The 19,844-nt window shown below is 63.2% G+C and carries 16 protein-coding genes; 5 read left to right on the top strand and 11 right to left on the bottom strand.

What is annotated here, in order from left to right:
- Positions 1-383: 383 nt before the first annotated feature.
- From DBW_RS15635 to proC, 5 genes are all read left to right on the top strand, one after another.
- Entirely contained in the window at positions 384-1,598 is a 1,215-nt protein-coding gene (locus DBW_RS15635) for a hypothetical protein (RefSeq protein WP_066728715.1), read from the top strand.
- A gap of 16 nt (positions 1,599-1,614) precedes the next feature.
- On the top strand, positions 1,615-2,436 hold the full coding sequence (locus DBW_RS15630; protein WP_066727891.1) for a cytochrome C: 822 nt from the start codon (positions 1,615-1,617) through the stop codon (positions 2,434-2,436).
- Positions 2,437-2,468: 32 nt separating this feature from the next.
- Positions 2,469-5,561 carry a hypothetical protein gene (locus DBW_RS15625; protein WP_066728714.1) on the top strand — a complete coding sequence of 1,031 codons (3,093 nt, stop codon included), beginning with the start codon at positions 2,469-2,471 and terminating at the stop codon, positions 5,559-5,561.
- 247 nt (positions 5,562-5,808) lie between these two features.
- Positions 5,809-8,286: an OmcA/MtrC family decaheme c-type cytochrome gene (locus tag DBW_RS15620; RefSeq protein ID WP_066728712.1), complete on the top strand. Its 2,478-nt coding sequence runs from the start codon at positions 5,809-5,811 to the stop codon at positions 8,284-8,286.
- Positions 8,287-8,509: 223 nt separating this feature from the next.
- A complete protein-coding gene (gene proC / locus DBW_RS15615) occupies positions 8,510-9,322 on the top strand; it encodes a pyrroline-5-carboxylate reductase (RefSeq protein WP_066728710.1) in 813 nt (270 codons plus the stop codon).
- 55 nt (positions 9,323-9,377) lie between these two features.
- Here proC and DBW_RS15610 read toward each other — a convergent pair whose 3' ends face one another.
- From DBW_RS15610 to DBW_RS15565, 11 genes are all read right to left on the bottom strand, one after another.
- Entirely contained in the window at positions 9,378-9,665 is a 288-nt protein-coding gene (locus DBW_RS15610) for a hypothetical protein (protein ID WP_066728708.1), read from the bottom strand.
- A 70-nt stretch (positions 9,666-9,735) separates the two neighbouring features.
- Positions 9,736-9,897 carry a hypothetical protein gene (locus DBW_RS18840; protein WP_197463665.1) on the bottom strand — a complete coding sequence of 54 codons (162 nt, stop codon included), beginning with the start codon at positions 9,895-9,897 and terminating at the stop codon, positions 9,736-9,738.
- 28 nt (positions 9,898-9,925) lie between these two features.
- Positions 9,926-11,224: an MATE family efflux transporter gene (locus DBW_RS15605; RefSeq protein ID WP_066728706.1), complete on the bottom strand. Its 1,299-nt coding sequence runs from the start codon at positions 11,222-11,224 to the stop codon at positions 9,926-9,928.
- On the bottom strand, positions 11,221-11,862 hold the full coding sequence (locus DBW_RS15600; RefSeq protein WP_066728704.1) for an HAD-IA family hydrolase: 642 nt from the start codon (positions 11,860-11,862) through the stop codon (positions 11,221-11,223). Before DBW_RS15600 ends, DBW_RS15605 begins: the two co-directional genes overlap by 4 nt.
- Before the next feature lie 6 nt (positions 11,863-11,868).
- Positions 11,869-12,558, bottom strand: a complete 690-nt coding sequence (locus DBW_RS15595) for a YggS family pyridoxal phosphate-dependent enzyme (protein ID WP_066728702.1) — start codon at positions 12,556-12,558, stop codon at positions 11,869-11,871.
- 24 nt (positions 12,559-12,582) lie between these two features.
- On the bottom strand, positions 12,583-13,191 hold the full coding sequence (locus DBW_RS15590) for a Maf family nucleotide pyrophosphatase (protein ID WP_066728700.1): 609 nt from the start codon (positions 13,189-13,191) through the stop codon (positions 12,583-12,585).
- On the bottom strand, positions 13,184-14,515 hold the full coding sequence (gene trmFO / locus DBW_RS15585; protein ID WP_066728698.1) for a methylenetetrahydrofolate--tRNA-(uracil(54)-C(5))-methyltransferase (FADH(2)-oxidizing) TrmFO: 1,332 nt from the start codon (positions 14,513-14,515) through the stop codon (positions 13,184-13,186). The genes DBW_RS15590 and trmFO overlap by 8 nt, the downstream gene beginning before the upstream one ends.
- 106 nt (positions 14,516-14,621) lie before the next feature.
- Positions 14,622-16,964, bottom strand: coding sequence for a type I DNA topoisomerase (gene topA, locus DBW_RS15580; protein WP_082820394.1), 2,343 nt, complete (start codon positions 16,962-16,964; stop codon positions 14,622-14,624).
- A 102-nt stretch (positions 16,965-17,066) separates the two neighbouring features.
- Complete coding sequence (locus tag DBW_RS15575; RefSeq protein WP_066728693.1) at positions 17,067-17,534, bottom strand: DUF494 family protein; 468 nt, start codon at positions 17,532-17,534, stop codon at positions 17,067-17,069.
- Positions 17,535-17,566: 32 nt separating this feature from the next.
- Positions 17,567-18,661, bottom strand: coding sequence for a DNA-processing protein DprA (dprA, locus tag DBW_RS15570; protein ID WP_082820497.1), 1,095 nt, complete (start codon positions 18,659-18,661; stop codon positions 17,567-17,569).
- Positions 18,662-18,749: 88 nt separating this feature from the next.
- Entirely contained in the window at positions 18,750-19,793 is a 1,044-nt protein-coding gene (locus DBW_RS15565) for a LysM peptidoglycan-binding domain-containing protein (protein ID WP_066728691.1), read from the bottom strand.
- Positions 19,794-19,844: the final 51 nt, after the last annotated feature.

The following is a 19,844-nucleotide window of genomic DNA, read 5'->3' as shown; positions in this document are numbered from 1 at the left end:
TTTTCTAGTCTTTTTGGCGGGTTATCGCTGGTGCCGGCTAGCAAAGGGTAAAGATTTTTTAATTCCTAATTAGCAATTTCAAATTGTAGTCATTATGTTGGCACACAGCGTGCTTATATCCACAGGAGCCAATCCATTATTTGCGAATAAATATTTTCCCCACTCCCGGCATACGGGTAAGCCACGGTCGAGCGGTTTTTGACTGGATAATCTGGCAGCAACCGGTAGCGAAACAGGACGCTACTGGCAATATCCCGCATTAAGGGAAAATGAGTTTAACTTTGTTTTGAATGAACGTCCTTCCCCGGGTTGATTTCTGGTTTGAGCAGATCGAAACACGGGGACCGGCTTTGAATTCCCAGCCATCACGTCAAGGAGGCAACATGAGGATTTGGCAGCGATTGACAATCTGCGCAGCGGTATTTCTGCTGGCCCTGGGGGCGGCGGGTCAGGCGCTGGCGGTCTCGGTGTCGGGGCGCTCGAGCACCGAACTCGAATGGTACGACGACGCCCAGGGCGACACCGCCCTTCCCGCCTACGAGTACCTGCTGCTCAACGTCAAGGATCTCGACGGCGCCGGGCTCAATTTCCGCGGCTACGGCCGCCTCGGGGTCGATCTCAACGACGAGGTCGACGCCGACAGCCGCCTCTACTACGGCTACCTGGAGAAGAAGGGGCTGGTCAAGAACCTCGACGTCAAGCTCGGCCGCCAGTTCATCGCGACCACCGCCGGCGCCTCGCTGATGGACGGCCTCTACCTCGACTACAACAACCTCGGCCCCCTCAAGGTCAGCCTCTTCGGCGGTGGTGATGTCGCCTACTACAGCGGCTACAGTGCCAAGGACCTGATCGGCGGGCTGAAGCTGTCCGGGAGTTTCTTCGACGGCCTCCACCTCGGCGTCTCCTACCTGCAGCGCTGGAGCGACAGCGAACTCGCCAACGAGATGTTCGGCTTCGATGCCGACTACGACTGGCGCAACCTGCTCAACCTCTACACTGAGGTGCAATTCGACTATCTGAGCAACAGCGTCTCCTACTTCCTGGCCGGGGCCAACTACCACCGCAGCGAGAAGTGGAACCTGCGCACCGAGTACCTCTACTCCCTGCCGGTCTTCTCTTCGACCTCGATCTACTCGGTCTTCGCCGTCAGCGAGTACCAGGAGCTGATGGCCGAATACAACGTTCGGCTCGGCGAGGGCTTAAGGGCCTTTGGCCGCGGCACCTGGGAAATGTACCAGGATTTCGACGACGCCTACGTCTTCGAGGCCGGGGTCGAAAAGATCCGCACCGAGCGCTTTGCCGGCTACCTCTCCGGGGTCTGGCGCGAGGACGGCGACGGCCAGGACCTGCGCGGGGTGAAGCTGCACGGCTCCTACCTCTTCAACAAGTACCTGCAGGCCGGCGCCGGCGCCGAGGTCGACGTGCTGCAGCGGCGGCTGGAAGAGACCAGCGACGACACCACCAGCAGCCGCTACTGGGTCGACGCCACGGCGTACCTGACCAAGAAGGTCAATGTCCAGGCAAAGCTCGAGCGGGTGGAGAGCGACCTGTACGACTACTACAACCGCGGCCGCGTCCGTCTTAACATCCTCTTCTAAGTCAAGGAGTGACGATATGATTCGAAGCCTGTTAGCCATCCTGGCCCTTGCCACCCTCTGGGCGGCGCCGGCGCTGGGCGCCCCATTCGACCACGCCACTCACCTGACCTATCTCGACGATGCCGCCTGCGCTACCTGCCACGTCGAAGGGGCCGAAGCGATCAAGCCGGCCGAGACGGTCTGCCTCGAATGCCACGAGAAAGCCTTTGTCGAAGAAGTTACCTTTCCGGGGCTGAAGACGCATGGCCCGGTCTGGGCCTTCAACCACCGTCCGGCCGCCAAGAATGGCGCCATCGACTGCAGCGCCTGCCACCAGCAGGACTTCTGCCTCGAGTGCCACAGCGACGCCGGGCGCGCCGACGAGATGGGGGCCTTTGGCAACGCCATGGTCAACGTCCATCGCAGCGACTTTCACGTCACCCACCCGATCGCCGCGCGCACCGACCCGCAGTTGTGCAGCAGCTGCCACGAGCAGAACTTCTGCCTCGAGTGCCACGAGCAGTTCGCCCCGGCCGACCTCGCCCTCGACTCGCACCGGCGCAGCTGGAGCGACCTGACCGTTTCCGGGACGCCGCACGAGACCTTTCCCGCGGACAGCTGCCAGACCTGCCACCCGAACTCGGTGCTGCCGTCGCACGAATGGTCGAGCCGGCACAGCCGCGAAGCGCGCAAGAACCTGGCGACCTGCCAGGCCTGCCACCCGGACGGGGATATCTGCCTCAAATGCCACAGCGCAAAGAGCGGGCTGATGGTCAACCCCCATCCGAAGGACTTCAGCGATTTCAGCGGCCGTCTCGACCGGGCCAGTGGCGGCAAAACCTGTCGGAAATGCCATTAATTACATCCTTAACCCACGCATAGGAGGTTTGCATGCGAACCACGAAGCTCGTCTGTTTAGCCCTGTCAGCGTTGCTGGCCCTGACCTTCTGGGGTTGCGGCAGCAACCGGGATTCCGGTGGCAATCAGACCACAGCGGAAGCCGGAACCTTTGGCAGCGACTCCACCGGCATCAAATTTGTCGGCGCCGGCACCTGTATCGGCTGCCATCAGGACTTTACCTGGAGTGCTGACGCAGTCCAGGCCTACCTCGGTAGCAAGCACGTAATGCACAGCACCCATATCACCGCTGCGTCCGGCGACACCTGCCTCGGCTGCCATGACCCGATCGGTGACAGCAAGAGCCTCGAGCCCTATTTCCAGGAATTCCTCGTTGCCAATCCCGAGTTGCTCGCTGCCTATGTGCAAGCGAATGGCGAGGGGCCGATTCCTGCCACCGGCCTCGCCGCCATCGGTTGTGAAAATTGTCATGGTGCCGGCGGCCAGCACTATGGGGTTGGCCCGATCCCTGCGGCCACGCCCGATTACAACGCCTGCGGCCAGTGCCACAATGCCAATTTCGACCACAACAGCCATCACCCCTATGCAGACAACATCGTCGAAAATTACAAGATGAGCGGCCACATCAAGTCGATTGAGACCGCTCATGGCACCCCCGCCGAGTTGCGTGCTCGCTGCGCCCGTTGCCATTCCGACGAAGGCTACCGGCTTTATGCGCCGGAGACCGTGGGTCTTGACAGTGACGGACTGAAGGCGGCACTCGATCCCAAGGCGCCGTTGACCAACATCTCCCCGGTCCAGTGCCGGACCTGTCACGATCCCCACTCAGGTGAACTGCGTGCCAGGGCAACCACAACGAATGTGGATGACGACGGCGATGCGGCGACCCCGCGGGTGACCAAGGTCTCCTTCTCGGCCTCCTTCAACCTCTGTATCAGTTGCCACATGAACTTCCTGACCGCGACCTGGGATCAACCGGCTGGAAAGTTCACCTACAAGCAGACTGCCGGCAAGGTGTTGCAGCATAGTGGCGCCGGGACCCAGGGGCATTTTGACGATCCGGCCACCCCGGTAGTTGAAGGCTTCAACATCAACGCCGCTGACGAAAACGCCTGCCTCTACTGCCACGATCCCCATGGGGCGACCAAGTTCGCTCAGCCCTTCGCTGCCGGCATTGCCGAAGAGTGGGGCCAGGCCAAAGGCTTCCATGGCGACTACAAGGGACCGGCCTTTGAACATGGCTGTACTCCTTGCCACAGCCCCCTCGGCCTGGTCGAACTGACCCAGGGCGCGGCCTATTCGGAAGTTGATACCGAAGTGGGCGTTATCGGCTGTGTCGCCTGCCACGATCTGCAACAGAAAAATGCCGCCGGTACCGCCTTTGAACTCGGCTCCCGGCGCAGTATCGAGTTTGCCTTTGACAACGCCCGCACCCTCTATGCTGCGGAAAAGGCTGCCGGCAACAATGCCGCGACCCTGGAAACCGTTCAGGGCGTGGAAGACAACGCGCTCTGCCTGACCTGCCACTCGGGTCGCGAGTCGACCGCCTCGGTCGATGCCAAGATCGCCAAGTCGGCCGGTCCCTACAGCTTTACCAACATCCACTACCTGGCAGCCGGAGCGACCCTGTTCGGTACCCAGGCAAAAGGGGCGTACGAGTACGCCGGCAAGTCCTACTCCTCCAAATTCGAGCATGTCGCGTCCAACGACCTCTGCGTCGAATGCCACAATGTCCACTCCGGGGAACTCTACCTGACCAGCCCCGGCTTCGGACCGACCGGTTGCGATACCTGCCATAGCGGCGTCGCTTCCACCGGCGACTACGAGTCCGATGTTCTGGCGGTCCGTGCCATCCGCATGGCCGGCTCCATCGCCGACTACGACGGTGACGGCAATAGCACGGAAGGGATGTACTACGAAGTCGCCGACATGATCGCCAAGCTTGAGGCGACCCTCAATGCCGACGGCCTCCTCTATCAACCGGCCAGCTACCCCTACTTCTTCCCAGTCGGCACCACCGATTTCAGCCGAGCCAATGCGGCTAAATTGACCGCCAAGCAGCTGCGTGCCGCCTACAACCTGCAGGTCGCTTCCAAAGATCCGGGCGCTTACGCCCATAACGGCACCTACATTATCGAGATTCTCTACGATTCCATCGAGGATATCGGCGGTGCCGCCGCCGTTGCCGGCCTGACCCGCGATGCATCGGGCCACTTTGATGCCGCCGGCGAGCCGTTCCGTCACTGGGACGGCGACGGGGAAATGAGCACCAGCTGCGCCAAGTGCCACTCCTCGGAAGGGGCTGCCGCTTTCTTCACCAACGGCACCGTGACCGCAGCCGATTTCACCGAGTACACCAAGGGGATCTCTGCCGGCCTCTCCTGTGAAGCCTGCCATACAGCACCCTTCGAGGGCGCCGCGGCAAGCCCTGCCCGTCGTCAACTGACAGCTGTAACCTTCCCCTCCGGGGTAGTCCTCGACGCCACCAACGCAGCTCCCTTCTTTGCTGACGACAGCAAGCTCTGCATGACCTGTCACCAGGGGCGCGAGTCGATGAACACGGTCGACAGCAAGATCGCGGCCGGCAGCTTTGGCTTCACCAACATCCACTACTTTGCCGCTGCCGCATCCTTCTTTGGCGATGAGGTCAAGGGTGGCTACCAGTATGCCGGCAAGACCTACGCCGGGCGCATGAGCTTCCCGGTGGAGCATACCTATATCACCCCAGAGCTCAACACCTGCGCGGGGTGCCACGTGGTGGATGCACCGACCCATGACTTCAAGCCGGCAGTAGCGTTCTGTTCGCGCTGCCATGGGTTTGATGGTCCCGGTACCGAGATCAAGGATCTGGGCCATGGCATCAACGCCAACTACAACGACATCATCGCTCTCAAGGACCAGCTGCTGGAAGTTATTAAAGCTTCGGGTGTGAACGCGCTCGCCGGCTATCCTTATTTCAGCGGCATCAGCAACGCTGCCCAGCTCAAGGCGGCGTACAACTGGCAGGTGGCCGACAAGGAGCCTTGTGGCTACATTCACAACCCCGATTACATTAAGCAGCTGCTCTATGATGCCATTGTCGATCTGAGCGCCGGTGCCGTGACTCCGGTGGTGGCCCGTCCCTGACGGTCCTGCGGTTGGTCTCCTCCGAGGCAGGAACCCGGAGGAGGCAGTTTTTGCCCGCAATATGTACTGTCGATTGATTCAACATGTCTGCTAGCAACGACCGTGGGAGGGTGGTCCCCCTTCCAGGATATCCAGGTGGTGCCGCTGCCGGTGCCAGCAAGGCTCCGGCAGCCAACTGCCCCCCTAAACAACGGAGGTAATGATGGCCAGGTTCAGGTTAGTGAGTGCAATTCTGCTGTTAACGAGTATGACCTTCCTATGGGGTTGTTCCAACAGCGATGACAAAAAAGCAGTGGTGCAGAATTTTGCCACCGCTGCAGCCACCGCAGACATCGCACCGGGGGCAGTGTGCGCCAATGGTGGAATCTGGGTCTACACCGGCATCGATACCAATGGCAACGGCATCCTCGACGATGCCGAGATCAACAATACCAAAGCGGTCTGTAATGGTACTGACGGCACCAATGGCACCGACGGCACCAACGGTACCAATGGCACCAATGGCACCAATGGCACCGACGGCACCAATGGCACCGACGGTCTGACCTCGCTGATCGTCCTTAATGACGCCTCGGTGTCCGATTGCGCCAATGGTGGCGTGAAAATCGACGTCGGCATGGACGATAACGGCAATCTGGAACTCGATGCCGCCGAAATCGACCAGACCAGGTTCGTCTGCAACGGTAGCGGAGCGGCCAACCCGCTGACCGCAGAATCCTGCGCCCTCTGCCACAAGAGCGGTGGTGTTATCGATGTCCAGGACGTCCATATCGGGAATGTCGCTATCGAGCAGGTAACCGCCACGGTCGACAGTTTCGCTGTCAACGGCGGCTTTGCCACCATCGGCTTCACCGTGCGAGACGCCAATGGCAACCCGTTGCCGGGTCTTGCCGTTGCCGGCAGTAACCCCACCCGCCTGCAATACTTCCGCCTGGCCTATGCCCAACTCCATCCCGGGGCGACGGCGGACGATGCTCCGACCTGGGTTGGTTTGACCAGTGGCGATCGCAACCCCGCCAACCTTACCGATAACGGCGACGGGAGCTACACCTACGTCTCCACCACCGATATCAGCGCTACCTACGACCCGGCCCTGGTTACCCGAGTGGTAAACATGGTCTCTGCCGGCGCCCTGGTCCCGGTCCCCTATAACGCCTTTACCGATTTCCCCGGCACCGGCGCACTTCTTGCGCGCGATGTCGTCACCAACGCCGCCTGCAACGGTTGCCATGGCCGCCTTGGTGGCCCGGGCTCAGTGATCAACTTCCCCATGCACGGAGGCGGTAGCCGCTATGCCGTCGAAGCTTGCACGGTCTGCCATGTCACCACCCTTGGCGCCGGCGAAGCCTACTTCCCGACCATGATCCACAAGATCCATTCCGCCCAAAACTTCGATCTGGGTGATTATTCTCACCTGACCTACCCGCAGGATCTCAGAAACTGTGCTACCTGCCACAAGGGATCCACTCCCCTGTGGGACACTGTGCAGAATGTTGAAACCTGCTTCAATAACTGCCACACTACCAGCGTTACGGAGCCGGCCTTTACACATCTCAACACGCTGACCTCCTGTGACGGCTGCCATGCGCTCAAGGACGTGACGGCGATTCATGCCACCGAGAACGCCACGGCCAACAATCCCCAGGTCCATTCCGGCCTGGTCAATTTCGAGTACTTTGTTGACAGTGTCACGGTCGATGATGCCACCGGCGACGCCACCATCACCTTCCACATCCAGCAGGACGGTGTCGACCTCGACCTGAGCACCAATCCCCCGGCCGGTTTCACCGGCGGTCCCTCCCTCCTCTTTGCTTACGCTCTGCCCCAGGACGGCGTCAATGCTCCGGCCGATTACAACAACCTCGGCCGGACTGCCGGCCAGCCGGCCACGCAAGCGATTTCCGGCCTGACCTTGAGCGGCACCCCCGCTGCCTATGTGGCAACCGTTCCCGCCGCTTTCCCGGTTGGCGCGACGCTGCGTAACGTTGGTCTCCAGGGTTACTGGACCCAGGCTGCCGGGACCAATGGTATCGCCGCCAATACCGCGCGCCATACCCGTTCGGTTGTAACGGCCGTCGTCGGTGAGGAACGCAGGGCAGTGGTCAGCAGCGCGGCCTGCGCTGCCTGCCATGAGATGTTCGAAGGTCATGGTGGCAACCGAAATCTTACCGCCGACGGTGGGGTAGAGATCTGCGTCACCTGTCATAACCCCAACCTGACCAGCAGTGGTCGCGCAGCCGATCCGGCCGGTCTGCCCCAGGCGACCATCGATGCTCTCGGAACCGACCCGCTGAGCTTCCCCGAGGCGACCAACAACTTCAAGGATATGATTCATGGTATCCACTCGGCCAATAGCCCGGTCCGCAACCTGGTCTACGAGTTTGTCCGGAACCGTTCCGGCGGCATTTACTACGACTGGAGCGAAGTGACCTTCCCGGGGATCCTGAGCAACTGCCAGACCTGTCATATTGCCGGGACCTATGACGCCGAACTGCCAGCCGGTGCCCTCGCCACCACTAACGTCACCACCGACGGCACCTTCCCGATGACCCGTACCTCAGTCAATGCCTCCCGCGCCAGCGTCCCCAATGCGGCCGACGAGATGATCAGCCCGACCGCGGCCAGCTGCTACAGCTGCCATGCCGATAACGGCATCCAGAAGGCCCACATGCAGCAGAATGGTGGCGCTTTCGACCTGCGGGAGAAACTGCCCGCTCTCCAGTAACCTGAACCGTCTGTTTTGCAGTCCCGTCGGGGGAGGTGGCCATTGGCCACCTCCCCCATTTTTATGCCCCAGGATTGGTGACTGATGTCGACCAAAGACCCCTTGACAGCCTAAACGGATTTCTATTTACTGACCAAACTACGAAACCTTTGGTTTATTCCCAGCGCAAACGCCTTTGCTCAGCAGCGACTGGCGGGAATCAAAGAGAAGGGAAACGGGGTCAATGAACAGCATCGGAAGAATTGGATTCATCGGCGGCGGGAATATGGCCGAAGCATTGATCAAGGGGCTGGTCAAGGGGACCTTTCCGGCAGGGGAGATCCTGGTCTCCGAACCGAGCGCCGAGCGCCGGCGGTTGCTCGAAGAGCGCTACGGGGTCGGTCTTGCCGCCGACAACCTCGCCCTGGTGCGGGCATGCCCGCTGATCATTCTGGCGATCAAACCGCAGCTGCTCGCCGAGGTGGTTTGCGACTTTGCCGCCGCATTCAGCGGTGACAAGCTGCTGCTGTCAATCCTCGCCGGGGTAACCAGCGCGACACTGGAGGATTGTTTTGACGGCCAGCCACGGGTGGTGCGGGCCATGCCCAACACCCCGGCCCTAGTCGGAGAAGGGGCGACGGCAGTGTGTGGCGGGCGTTTTGCCACGCCCGACGACCTCGCCGCCGCCCGCCACATCTTCGAGGCGGTCGGCAGCGTGCATCTGGTCGCCGAAGCCCAGATGGACGCCGTCACCGGGCTCTCCGGATCGGGTCCGGCCTACGTCTTTACCGTCATTGAGGCGCTGGCCGACGGCGGCGTCCGCGAGGGGCTGCCGCGGGAGACGGCGCTGCAACTGGCGGTGCAGACGGTACTCGGCGCCGCGCGCCTGGTCAGGGAGAGCGGCGAGCATCCGGCGCTGCTGCGCGACAAGGTCTGTTCGCCGGGCGGGACGACGATCGCCGCGGTCCAGGCCCTGGAGGATCGGGGGCTGCGCGGGACGCTGATGGCGGCGGTGGCGGCCGCCACCCGGCGCTCGCGGGAACTGGGCAAAAAATGAAAACGGGGCTGGTCGTGAGACCGGCCCCGCTTTCATTCTGGGATGAGATGGAAACTTATTCGAAGCAGCCCATGCTGCGCTGCTTGTTGATCTCAAGGTGACGTTTTTCGCACCAGACGTGGCCGAGTTGCGGCGCTTCCCCGGTCGGTTTGAGCATCTTGGCCTTTTTGCAGTCGAGGCAGTGATTGGCCCGCTGACCCGGTCTGGGAACGAAACAGGGCATCGGCCGGTTCTTCCCCATCTGGACGCTGCGCTGGCTGCACCAGACGGTTCCCGGCGAGGGTTTGCCGCCCCCCGGTTTCTGCTCGTGCCCCTGCTTGCAGCTGCCACAGAGATTGGGCATGATTGCTCTCCCTTTCTTTCACAGCATTTAACCCTGCGTCCTCTTTCCTTTCATAGATTGTGCCAGATAATCACTCCCGCTTCCTGCTGGCCGTGTTGAGCGCTTCGAAGCGGGCGATCTGCTCAGCCATGCTCAGTTTCCTGCCGCAGTTCTGGCGCAGGCAGAGACGACAACGGTCGTCACTGCACCACTGGCAGTGGGCGCAGTCCGGGCAGGGGTGTTTCTTCTCCATGGCTGACTCCTTGCCACCAGTCTAGCCGTTACCTCGAGCCTTGGGCAAGGGGGGCGAGCAGCTGCCGCCGCTGGCGCTGGAGATAGGCCACTTCGCAGAGTTCGGCGGTGAGCAGCAGAAAAATGGCGATGGCGACGCCCGGCAGGGGGAGCGGCCAGAGGGTCAGCAGTCCCCAGGCGAGGAGGAGCAAGGCACTCTTGTAGATGGTCGAGCGGCCGAGCAGGGAGGTTCGATGCTGGCCGGTGAACCAGCCGCGCAGCAGGTTGGCGGCACCATAGAGCAGGGGGTAGAGAGCGCATGCCGCCAGGGGCAAGGCAATATACTGGCGCATACCCGGATCAAGGCCCATGATCTCGCCGAGAATAGCCCGGTTCAGGGGCCAGGCGGTGATCACCAGCAGCAATGCCAGTGTCCCGCCGACCCAGCAGCTGAAACGGACCAGGGCGCGAAAGTCGCCTGCCGTTTCAACTAGGGTGAGGTATGCCTGTTGCAGGTTGCGCATCGGCCCGGCGAGGAGAAAGAGAAAGCCACGGATGACGCCAAAGGCGGCGAGAGCCAGGGGGCCGTCGGGCAACCGGCTGATGATGGCGTTGATCAGCAGCGGAATCGTCTGCTGCAGGCAGGAGGAGTAGGCGAGGGGAAAGGCGAAGCGCAGGATCTCCCAGGTCCCCTTTTCGTCGGCGCTCGCTTCCGGGATTTCACAGCGCCAGGCAAAAGCGCCCATGAAGATGGTTTCGGTGGCGACACAGGCGAGCAGGGCGAAGGCCCCCAGTTCGGCGCCGGCAAACAAGCGGGCGCCGCCGGCCAGAAAGAGGAAGAGACCGCCGATGCGCACCGCGGTGGCAATGGAGACCAAAGCGGTGCGCCGGGCCTTGATCACCAGCCCCTGGAAAAGGCCACGGAACCCGGTGATGAAGGGGAGCGCGACGAGCATGCCGAGGGCGGAGCGGGCGGCCGCGGCGATCTCGTCCGGAACCCCGAGGAAGCGTTTGAGGACGAGGTCGCCGATCGGGGTAAAGGCGACCAGGGCGAGCATCACCGAAACGTAGCAGGCGACCAGGACCACAAAGCGAAGGGTCCCGCGCAGTGAGCGACGACCGCGCACCATGGCGATGGTGACGGTGTGGTTCTGGTAGGAGGGGGAGGCGAGAAAGAGGTGCAACACCATCGCCACCGAAAACCCGGCGAGGGCGGTAATGTAGTCATGCTGGCGGGCGAGAAAAGCGTTGATCACCGAGTGGGAGACGCTCATCAACTGCACGTTGAGGAGGAGCGGGAAGAAGAAGAGCGCGATCTCCCGTTGGCCGAGGTGGCCGCTGTGGGTCATGATTCGATCCCGGGGAAGAGTTGCAGCAGCGCCTCCGCTGTATCGACCTGAAAGTCGGCATCGATCCCTCCCCGCTCCCCGAGCCCCCAACGGCAGAAACAGGTTCGAACGCCCGCAGCCTGGCCGGCGCTCAGGTCGGTATGGTGGTCGCCGATCAGGACTGCGTCGGTCGCCATGACGCCGAGTCGCTCCAGCGCCCATCGCACCGGCACGGGCGACGGCTTCTTCTCCTCGCAGCTGTCGCCGCCGACCACGACCGGGAAATAGTGCTCGAGATCGAGTCCGCTTAGCAGTTTCCGGGTCATGCCGAGCGGTTTGTTGGTGACAACGGCCAGGGGCTGTTGGCGATGGCGCCCAAGGAACTCAAGGATGCCGGGGTAGGGGCGGGTGGTGTCGAGGAGATGTTCGCCGTAGAGGGCGAGAAAGCGTTCCAGCTGAGCGGTGCTGAAGAGCCGCGCGGGAAGGGCGCGTTTTACCAGGGCGGTCGCGCCGTCGCCGACGTAGCTGCGCACGGCAGCCGAATCGAGAGGGGGGAGGGAGAGCTCGTGGCGCAGCAGGTTGACCGCCGTCGCCAGGTCGGCGAGGGAATCGACCAGGGTGCCGTCGAGATCGAAAAGGAAAGCGGTCGGTTGCTGCATCAGGCCTCAGCGCTGGCGCTCACCGAAGATCGCGGTACCGACCCGCACCAGGGTCGCCCCCTCCTCGATCGCGACCTCGAAGTCGTGACTCATCCCCATCGAAAGTTCGGCCATCTCCAGGTTCGGCAGCCCCTGGCCGGCCAGCTCGGCGGCAAGTTGCCGCAAACGGCGAAAATAGGGCCGCACCTGCTCCGGGTCTGCTTCCCAGGGGGGGATCGCCATCAGGCCCCGGACCCGCACGCCTGGGAGGAGGGAAACCTGGCCTGCCAGCTCCGCCAGCCCGGCGGCATCGCTCCCCGCCTTGCTCGCCTCCGCGCCGAGGTTGACCTCGAGCAGGATGTTGGCGGGCTTTTCCAGTCGTTGCCATTGGCGGCTGATCTCCTGTGCCAGGGAGAGGCGATCGACGGAGTGGATCAGCGCCACCTTGCCGCGCAGGTATTTGACCTTGTTGCTTTGCAGCGCGCCGATGAAATGCCACTCGACCGGGGCCTGCACCACTTCAGCCTTGGCGCAGAACTCCTGCACATAGTTCTCGCCGAAAAGGAACTGGCCGGCGCGGGCCGCTTCTTCAATCATGGCGGCCGGCTTGGTCTTGGAGACGGCCAGCAGGCGCACCGACTTAGGGTCACGTCCGGCACGGCGGCAGGCGGCGTCGATGCGCTGATGAATCAGCTGAAGATTGGCGGCGATGGACATAGGAAACGATTCCGGCTTGAGAGGTCAGGGAACCGGCGCTGCGAAGAGCCGGATGGCGCCGAGGCGTTCCAAAAGGTCGACGACTTCGCAGAGGGGGAGGCCGACGACATTGCTGTAGCTCCCCTCGATGCTGCGCACCATGAAGGCCCCGATCCCCTGGATCGCGTAGGCCCCCGCCTTGTCAAAGGGTTCACCGCTGGCAATGTAGCCCGCGATCTCCTGCTCTGTCAACTTCTTGAAATAGACCGTGGTGGCCACGGCGCCGGTGCTGGTGACGCCGCTGGCGCGGTCAAGGACGGCATAGCCTGAAAGAACCCGGTGGCTGCGGCCGGAGAGGGAGCGCAGCATGGCGGCGGCTTCCGCCGCGTCCCGCGGTTTGCCAAGCAGGGTCTCGTCGCGCAGCACGATGGTGTCGCTGCCGAGGAACCAGCGCCCGCTCACCTCTTCGCGGCTGGCGACTTCCCGCGCCTTGTCGCTGGCGAGGCGCACGACGTGCTGCTCCGGGCTCTCGCCGGGAAGGAGCTCCTCCGGCGCATTCCCCGCAACCACGGCGAAGCGGATGCCGAGCTGGGCGAGGAGTTCCCGGCGCCGGGGGGAGGCCGAGGCGAGAACCAGTTGCGGGGGATTACTCATGGCGGTCCTCCGCAGTTACCTGCTGCCACCAGGGGGCGAGATCGGCCAGGGCCCGTTCGGCCATGGCGAGGCGGCGGTCACTGCGCTTGCGGTGACGCCCTTCCAGGGGCGGAAAGAGTCCGTAGTTGACGTTCATGGGCTGGAAGGCCTGGCTGTCGGCGGTCGCCAGGTGGGTGAGCAGGGCGCCGAGGGCCGTCGTCGCCGGTGGCAGCGGGATCGGCCGGTGTTGCAGAAAGCGGGCGGCGAAGATGCCGGCGAGAAAACCGCAGGCGGCCGATTCGACGTAGCCCTCGACCCCGGTGATCTGACCGGCCAGGAAGAGCTGCGGCCGCCCCTTGAACTGGAGGGTTGGCTCCAGGCAGGCCGGCGCGTTGATGAAGGTGTTGCGGTGCATGCTGCCGAGGCGGGCGAATCGGGCCTGTGCCAACCCCGGGATGGTGCGCAGGATGCGGCGCTGTTCCGGCCAGGTCAGCTTGGTCTGGAAGCCGACCAGGTTGAAGAGGCTGGCATGGGTGTCATCCTGGCGCAGCTGGACGACGGCAAAGGGCTCGCGGCCGGTGCGCGGATCGGGGAGGCCTACCGGCTTCATCGGTCCGAAGGCGAGGGTCATGTCGCCGCGCTCGGCGAGCGCCTCGATCGGCATGCACCCCTCGAAATGGACGACCTTTTCGAACTCCCGTCCCGGTACCTTTTCGGCCGCCCGGAGGGCGGCGACAAAGTCGAGGTATTCCTCCTTGGTCAGGGGGCAGTTGACATAGTCATCGCCCCCCTTGCCATAGCGCGAGGCCTTCCAGGCGATGGAGAAGTCGATGGAGTCGGCTTCGACAATCGGGGCGATGGCGTCGTAGAAATAGAGATGCTCACTGCCGGTGAGGCGGGCAATCTCGCGAGAGAGGGCTTCGGAGGTGAGCGGTCCGGAGGCGAGGATGACGATCCCCCCGGTCGGAATTTCGGTCACCTCTTCGCGCACCAGTTCAATCTGCGGGTGGTCTTCGATGCAGCGGGTCAGCTCCAGGGCGAAGGCCTCGCGATCGACGGCGAGGGCGCCGCCGGCAGGGACCGCGGTGGCGTCGGCGGCCTGCATGAAGAGGGCCTGGCAGCGGCGCAGCTCCTCCTTCAGGCAGCCGACGGCGTTGTTCATGCCGGCGCCGCGCAGGGAATTGGAACAGACCAGCTCGCCGAGGAGCGGCGAACTGTGGGCGGGAGAAAAGCGGTGCGGCTTCATTTCATAGAGACGCACCCTGGCGCCCTGCGCCGCCGCCTGCCAGGCGGCTTCACAGCCGGCGAGTCCGCCGCCGACGATGGTGATATCCGGTTCAGTCATCGATTTTCACAGCGTCCTTAACGGGAAGTTTAGGTCTTGCCGGGAAATCAAACCGCCGCTCGGTGCACAGCCGGCGGCGGTCAGGAAAGTTATTGCAAAAGGGGTACTATTTGGTCTTTTTTGCCGGTTTCTTTTTGCTGGCCGCTTTGCTTTTTGGCTTCTCCTTTGCGGCGGCAGCTGGCTTGTCCGGTGGCACCAGCACGAGCTTGTAGTCACAGCCTTCCTGGGGGCATTTGCGCACGGTGCCGTCGCGCTTGGTCGTCTTGTCGACCAGCACCGGCCAGCTGCATTTGGGGCAGGGCTCGGCGACCGGCGGGTCCCAGAGCGCGTATTTGCACTTGGGGTAACGGTTGCAGGAGTAGAAGATCTTGCCGTAACGGCTCTTCTTCTCCATCAGCTCCCCTTCCTTGCATTCAGGGCAGGCGACGCCAAGGGCCTTGGGCTTGACCAGCGGCTGGATGTTCTTGCAGGCCGGATAGGCGCTGCAGGCGAGGAACTTGCCGAAGCGGCCCTCCTTGATCAGCATCGGCGCGCCGCACTTGTCGCACTTCTCTTCGGAGAGGACCGGCTCTTCCCGCTCTTCGGCAGCGAGCGGCTCGGTATGCCGGCATTCAGGGAAACCGGAGCAGGCGAGGAACTTGCCGGAACGGCCGAGTTTGACCACCAGCGGCTTGCCGCATTCGGGGCAGTCGCGGTCGGTCTTTTCGGTGGTCAGATCTTCCTTGCGCACCTCCTGCTCTTTCTGCTTGAGCAGGGCGATGAAGGGCTCCCAGAACCCCTTGAGCAGGGGGCGCCACTGTTCCTCGCCGCGGGCGATGGCATCGAGGTCCTCTTCCAGTTGGGCGGTGAAATCGTAGTCGACGTACTTGGCAAAATGGCTGGTCAGCAAATCGTTGACGACCCGGCCGATATCTTCGGGGTAGAAGGTCCGTTTCTCGAGGCGCACGTATTTGCGGGTGACCAGGGTATTCATGATCGAGGCGTAGGTCGAGGGACGGCCGATCCCGTACTCCTCCAGGGTCTTGACCAGGCTCGCCTCGGTAAACCGTGGCGGCGGCTGGGTGAAGTGCTGCTCGGGGTTCAGTTCGCGGCAGGCGAGCTCCTCCCCGACGGTGAGCAGCGGCAGGGTGCCTTCCTGCTCTTCGACGGCATCATCGGTCCCCTCGATGTAAAGCTTCATGAAGCCGGGGAAGCGCACCACCTGGCCAGTGGCGCGGAAGGTGTAGCGGTCGCCGGCAGCAAGGTCGACGCTGGAGGCGTCGAGGATCGCCGCTGCCATCTGCGAGGCGACGGTGCGCATCCAGATCAGCTTGTAGAGGCGATACTGGTCGGAGGAGAGGAACGGCTTGACCTGGTCCGGGGTGTTGGCGATGGTCGTTGGCCGGATCGCCTCATGGGCCTCCTGGGCATTCTTCGCCTTGCTCTTGTAAACCCGCGGTTTGGCCAGCGCGTAGTCCTTGCCGTAGACCGCGGTGATGACCTGGCGGGCCTCGTCGGTGGCGTCCGTCGACAGGGTCACCGAGTCGGTTCGCATATAGGTGATCAGGCCGACGGAGCCCTGGCCGATGTCGATCCCCTCGTAGAGTTTCTGCGCCGTGCTCATGGTCTTGCGGGCCGAGAAGCCGAGCTTGCGGCTCGCCTCCTGCTGCAGGGTGCTGGTGGTGAAGGGGGGCGCGGGGTTGCGCTTCTTTTCGCTGCGGTTGACGCTGGCAACCTGGAACGGCTGCCCGGCGAGGGCACTGACCAGTGCGTCGGCCTGGGCCTGGTTGGCGATAGCAAACTTGTCGAGTTTCTTGCCGTCGATGGCAAAGAGCCGCGCCTTGAAGAGGGTGGCGGCCTGATTGGCGAGCAGGGCGTCGAGGGTCCAGAATTCCTCGGTGACGAAGGCTTCAATCTCTTTTTCCCGGTCGCAGATCAGACGCAGCGCCACCGACTGGACGCGGCCGGCCGAGAGACCGTAGCGGATCTTCTTCCAGAGGAAGGGGGAGAGGTTGAAGCCGACCAGATAATCGAGAATCGAACGGGCCTGCTGGGCGTCGACCAGGTCGCGGGCGATCTGTCCCGGCGCCGCCATCGCCGCCTGAATCGCCTTGGCGGTAATCTCGTGGAAGGTGACCCGGCGTACCCTGGGCTTGGCGCCCTTCTCATCGATCCCCAGCGCCTGCAGCAGGTGCCAGGCGATCGCTTCTCCCTCGCGGTCGGGGTCGGTGGCGAGGATCAGCTCGTCAGCCCCCTGGAGTTCCTTGCGCAGCAGCGCGATCTGCTTGCTGCTCTCGGGCAGGATCTGGTAGTTCGGTTCGAAGCCGTTGGCGATGTCGACCATCCCCTGTTTGCTCGGCAACGCCCGGACGTGGCCGTAGGAGGCGAGCACCTTGAACCCCTTGCCGAGAAACTTTTCTATGGTCTTGGCCTTGGCCGGTGATTCGACGATGACCAGTGATTTTGCCATGAAACTCCCCAGGTTATCCAAAAAAGGTGAAAGGCGTATCTGCGATACGCCCTGCCGTGTACAGAAACCAAAAAGGCTGCAGGGTCCCCTGCAGCCTGCGTCTCAGTGGTAAAGCCGAACCCAGTCGTCGTCCAGGAAGCAGTCCACTTCCCGGCGCCATTCCTCGTGGTTGCGGGAGAAGAGGGTCAGGGCGGCGATCGCCTTCATCTCCTTGAGGGAGACCGGGTCATCCGCCACCTGCATGGCGCGGTCGATGATCTCTTCCTGGGCTTCGTCGTCGAGAATGCCGAGGGTGCGCAGGCGGATCAGCAAACCGCGGGCATCGGCGGTAATGTCCCGCTTTTCCTCGGCGGTAAAGATTCGCTGGCTGCGTACTTCGGTCAGCTCCCTGGTCTTGCCGGGCGCAGCGGAGCCGACATTCTGCATCCAGCTGAATGCCGCATCGATTTCATCGGCGTCGAAGCCAACCGCGAGCAATTCCTCGACGATATCGTTTTCGGTAACCGTGTCGCGCTCCCCCAGAACGTACTGGGTGATGATGCTGACAATGGCTAGAACCCGTTCGCGCAAATTCTCTCCTCTTCTCCGCAAGAGGGTGGAGATCACCCCCGGCGATGGCGGATATAACGCATGCCCGGGAGTTGTTCCACACAGCCCTGCAGTTCTAGGTCCAGTAAAATAGTGGAAACCTCCATGGGTGTCAAGCCACTTCTCCCGGTCAGATCGTCGATGTGCAGCGGCTCTCTGGAGAGTTCCTGAAACAGTTGCCGGGCCCGGGGCTCAAGGGTGCTGCATGGATCGTCCGCCGCTGACACCTGGTGACTCCGGTCGGGGGCGAGGATGTCGAGAATGTCGCCAGCTTCGGTAACCAGGTGGGCCCCCTCCTTGAGGAGCTGGTTGACCCCGCCGCTGGTGGCGCTGTGAACCGGGCCCGGTACGGCGAAGACTTCGCGCCCCTGTTCCAGGGCAAAGTCGACGGTGATCAGCGAGCCGCTGCCGGCGGCCGCCTCGACCACCAGCACGCCCCGGCAGAGGCCGCTGATGATGCGATTGCGCCCCGGGAAGTGTCCCGGCAGCGGCGGAGTCCCCGGCGGATATTCGGAGAGGAGCGCACCTCTTTCGAGGATTCCTTCGACAAGGGCTTCATTCTCGGGCGGATAGACCAGGTCGATACCGCAGCCGAGGACGCCGACGGTCCGCCCCCCTGCGGCGAGGGCGGCGCGGTGCGCGGCAGTGTCGATGCCGCGGGCAAGACCGCTGACGATCACCAGACCCTCGCCAGCCAGGGGGCGGCAGATTTCTCCGGTGAGTTGCCGACCGGCGGAGCTGGCGCGGCGGGCGCCAACCACGGCGACCTGGATCGCTTCATGCGTCGGCAGGGTGCCACGCAGGTAGAGCAGGGCAGGGGGGTCGTGGATCTGGCGCAACAGCGCTGGATAGGCGGGGTCCCAGAGGGAGACGATCCTTGCGCCGCACCCTTCGAGGGCAGCGACCGCCTGCTGCAGGACCGGATCGCTCGCGGATGGAATCTGCTGGGCGACCGCAGCACGGATACCGGCCCGCTCCTGCCAGGCCTCGGGGGCGGCGGCGAGCGCCGCCGCTGGTGAGCCGAAGCTTGCCATCAGGCGAATCAGGCCGCGGCGGCCAAGTCCCGGGGTCAGGTGCAGGCGGAGCCAGTGCCGGGTGCTGTCGGTCATATCCCCCTCCCAGAGAATGACGGACAAGGAAAAAGGATTGAAAGATTCAATCCTTTTTCCTGCTGTCAGGTTTTCACCAACGAATCGTTCAGGGGACCATGGTCGTGACCCGGTCGCCACGGAAGATCGGTGCCGCTACCTTGACGACCAGGGCGGTGGCGGTTTTCGCCTCGGTGTTGAGGACCACCGCGTTGCCGAGCAGGATCTCCGGTGCGACGAAGTCCTTCTTTTTCAGGGTCAGCGCGCTCGCTTCGCGGGGCCGGGAGATATAGACCACGTTGCCGGTCTCCAGGCCGTCGGCACTGCCGATGTTGAGATAGACCACATCGTAAAGACCGAGGGTGATCTGGTTGCCGCCGGCCGCTACCACGTAGCCGCTCAGCTGGCGGTCGGTCTGCTTGAGGACGATTTCGCGGGGTGGTTCGTGGTACGGGCGCAAGCGCGCCCCGCGCTGGATCTCCCGCTGGGCCGTGGTGACCACCCCGGTTGCAACCGAGCCGGAGGTGTCTTCAATCCGCACGACACCCAGGTTGACCACCCGGAAGCCGACCGCCTCTCCGGTGACCGGGTGGGTGACTTCTTTGCCCGGCAGGAAGAGGTCGAAAAGCATCCCGGGTTCGGTGGCTGCCAGGTCGCGCATGTCGAGGAAGACCGTATCCCCACGGGTGATCATCAGGCGGTTGTCGATGGTGTCAACCAGAGTGCCGACCCCCTGCAGCTGGTCGGGGGAGATAAAACCGATATTCCCACCCAGCGCCTTGATTCTGGTCTCTTCCGGGCTCACTACGGCCGTCTCCACCGGGGCGCTGGCCGGTATGCCGGCGGTTTCAGCCGTCGCCGGTGCCGCGACAGCTTCCGGCTGACGGGCTTCGGGCGGCGCCGGGACAATTTCGATCCGGCCGTCGTAGATCGCCAGTTTCTGCCCGGGATAGATGAAGTGCGGATTGGGCAGCTCGGGGTTGTTGGCCCACAAGTTCGGCCAATAGTAGGGGTCCTTGAGGAAGCGCTCGGAAATCCCCCACAGGGTGTCCCCCTTCTTGATGGTGTAGATGACCGGTTCCTCCCTGGCAAAGGCCGACCAGGGGAGCAGGAGGAGCAAACAGGCTATCAGGAGTGTGCGTTTGAGCGTCATTAAAGCCCCCTAGTGAAAGATCAATCGAAGATCCGCGGGTCCCTGCAACCT

Source organism: Desulfuromonas sp. DDH964 (assembly GCF_001611275.1).
Lineage (GTDB): Bacteria > Desulfobacterota > Desulfuromonadia > Desulfuromonadales > DDH964 > DDH964.
This window is presented reverse-complemented; position numbering and strand designations above follow the sequence as displayed.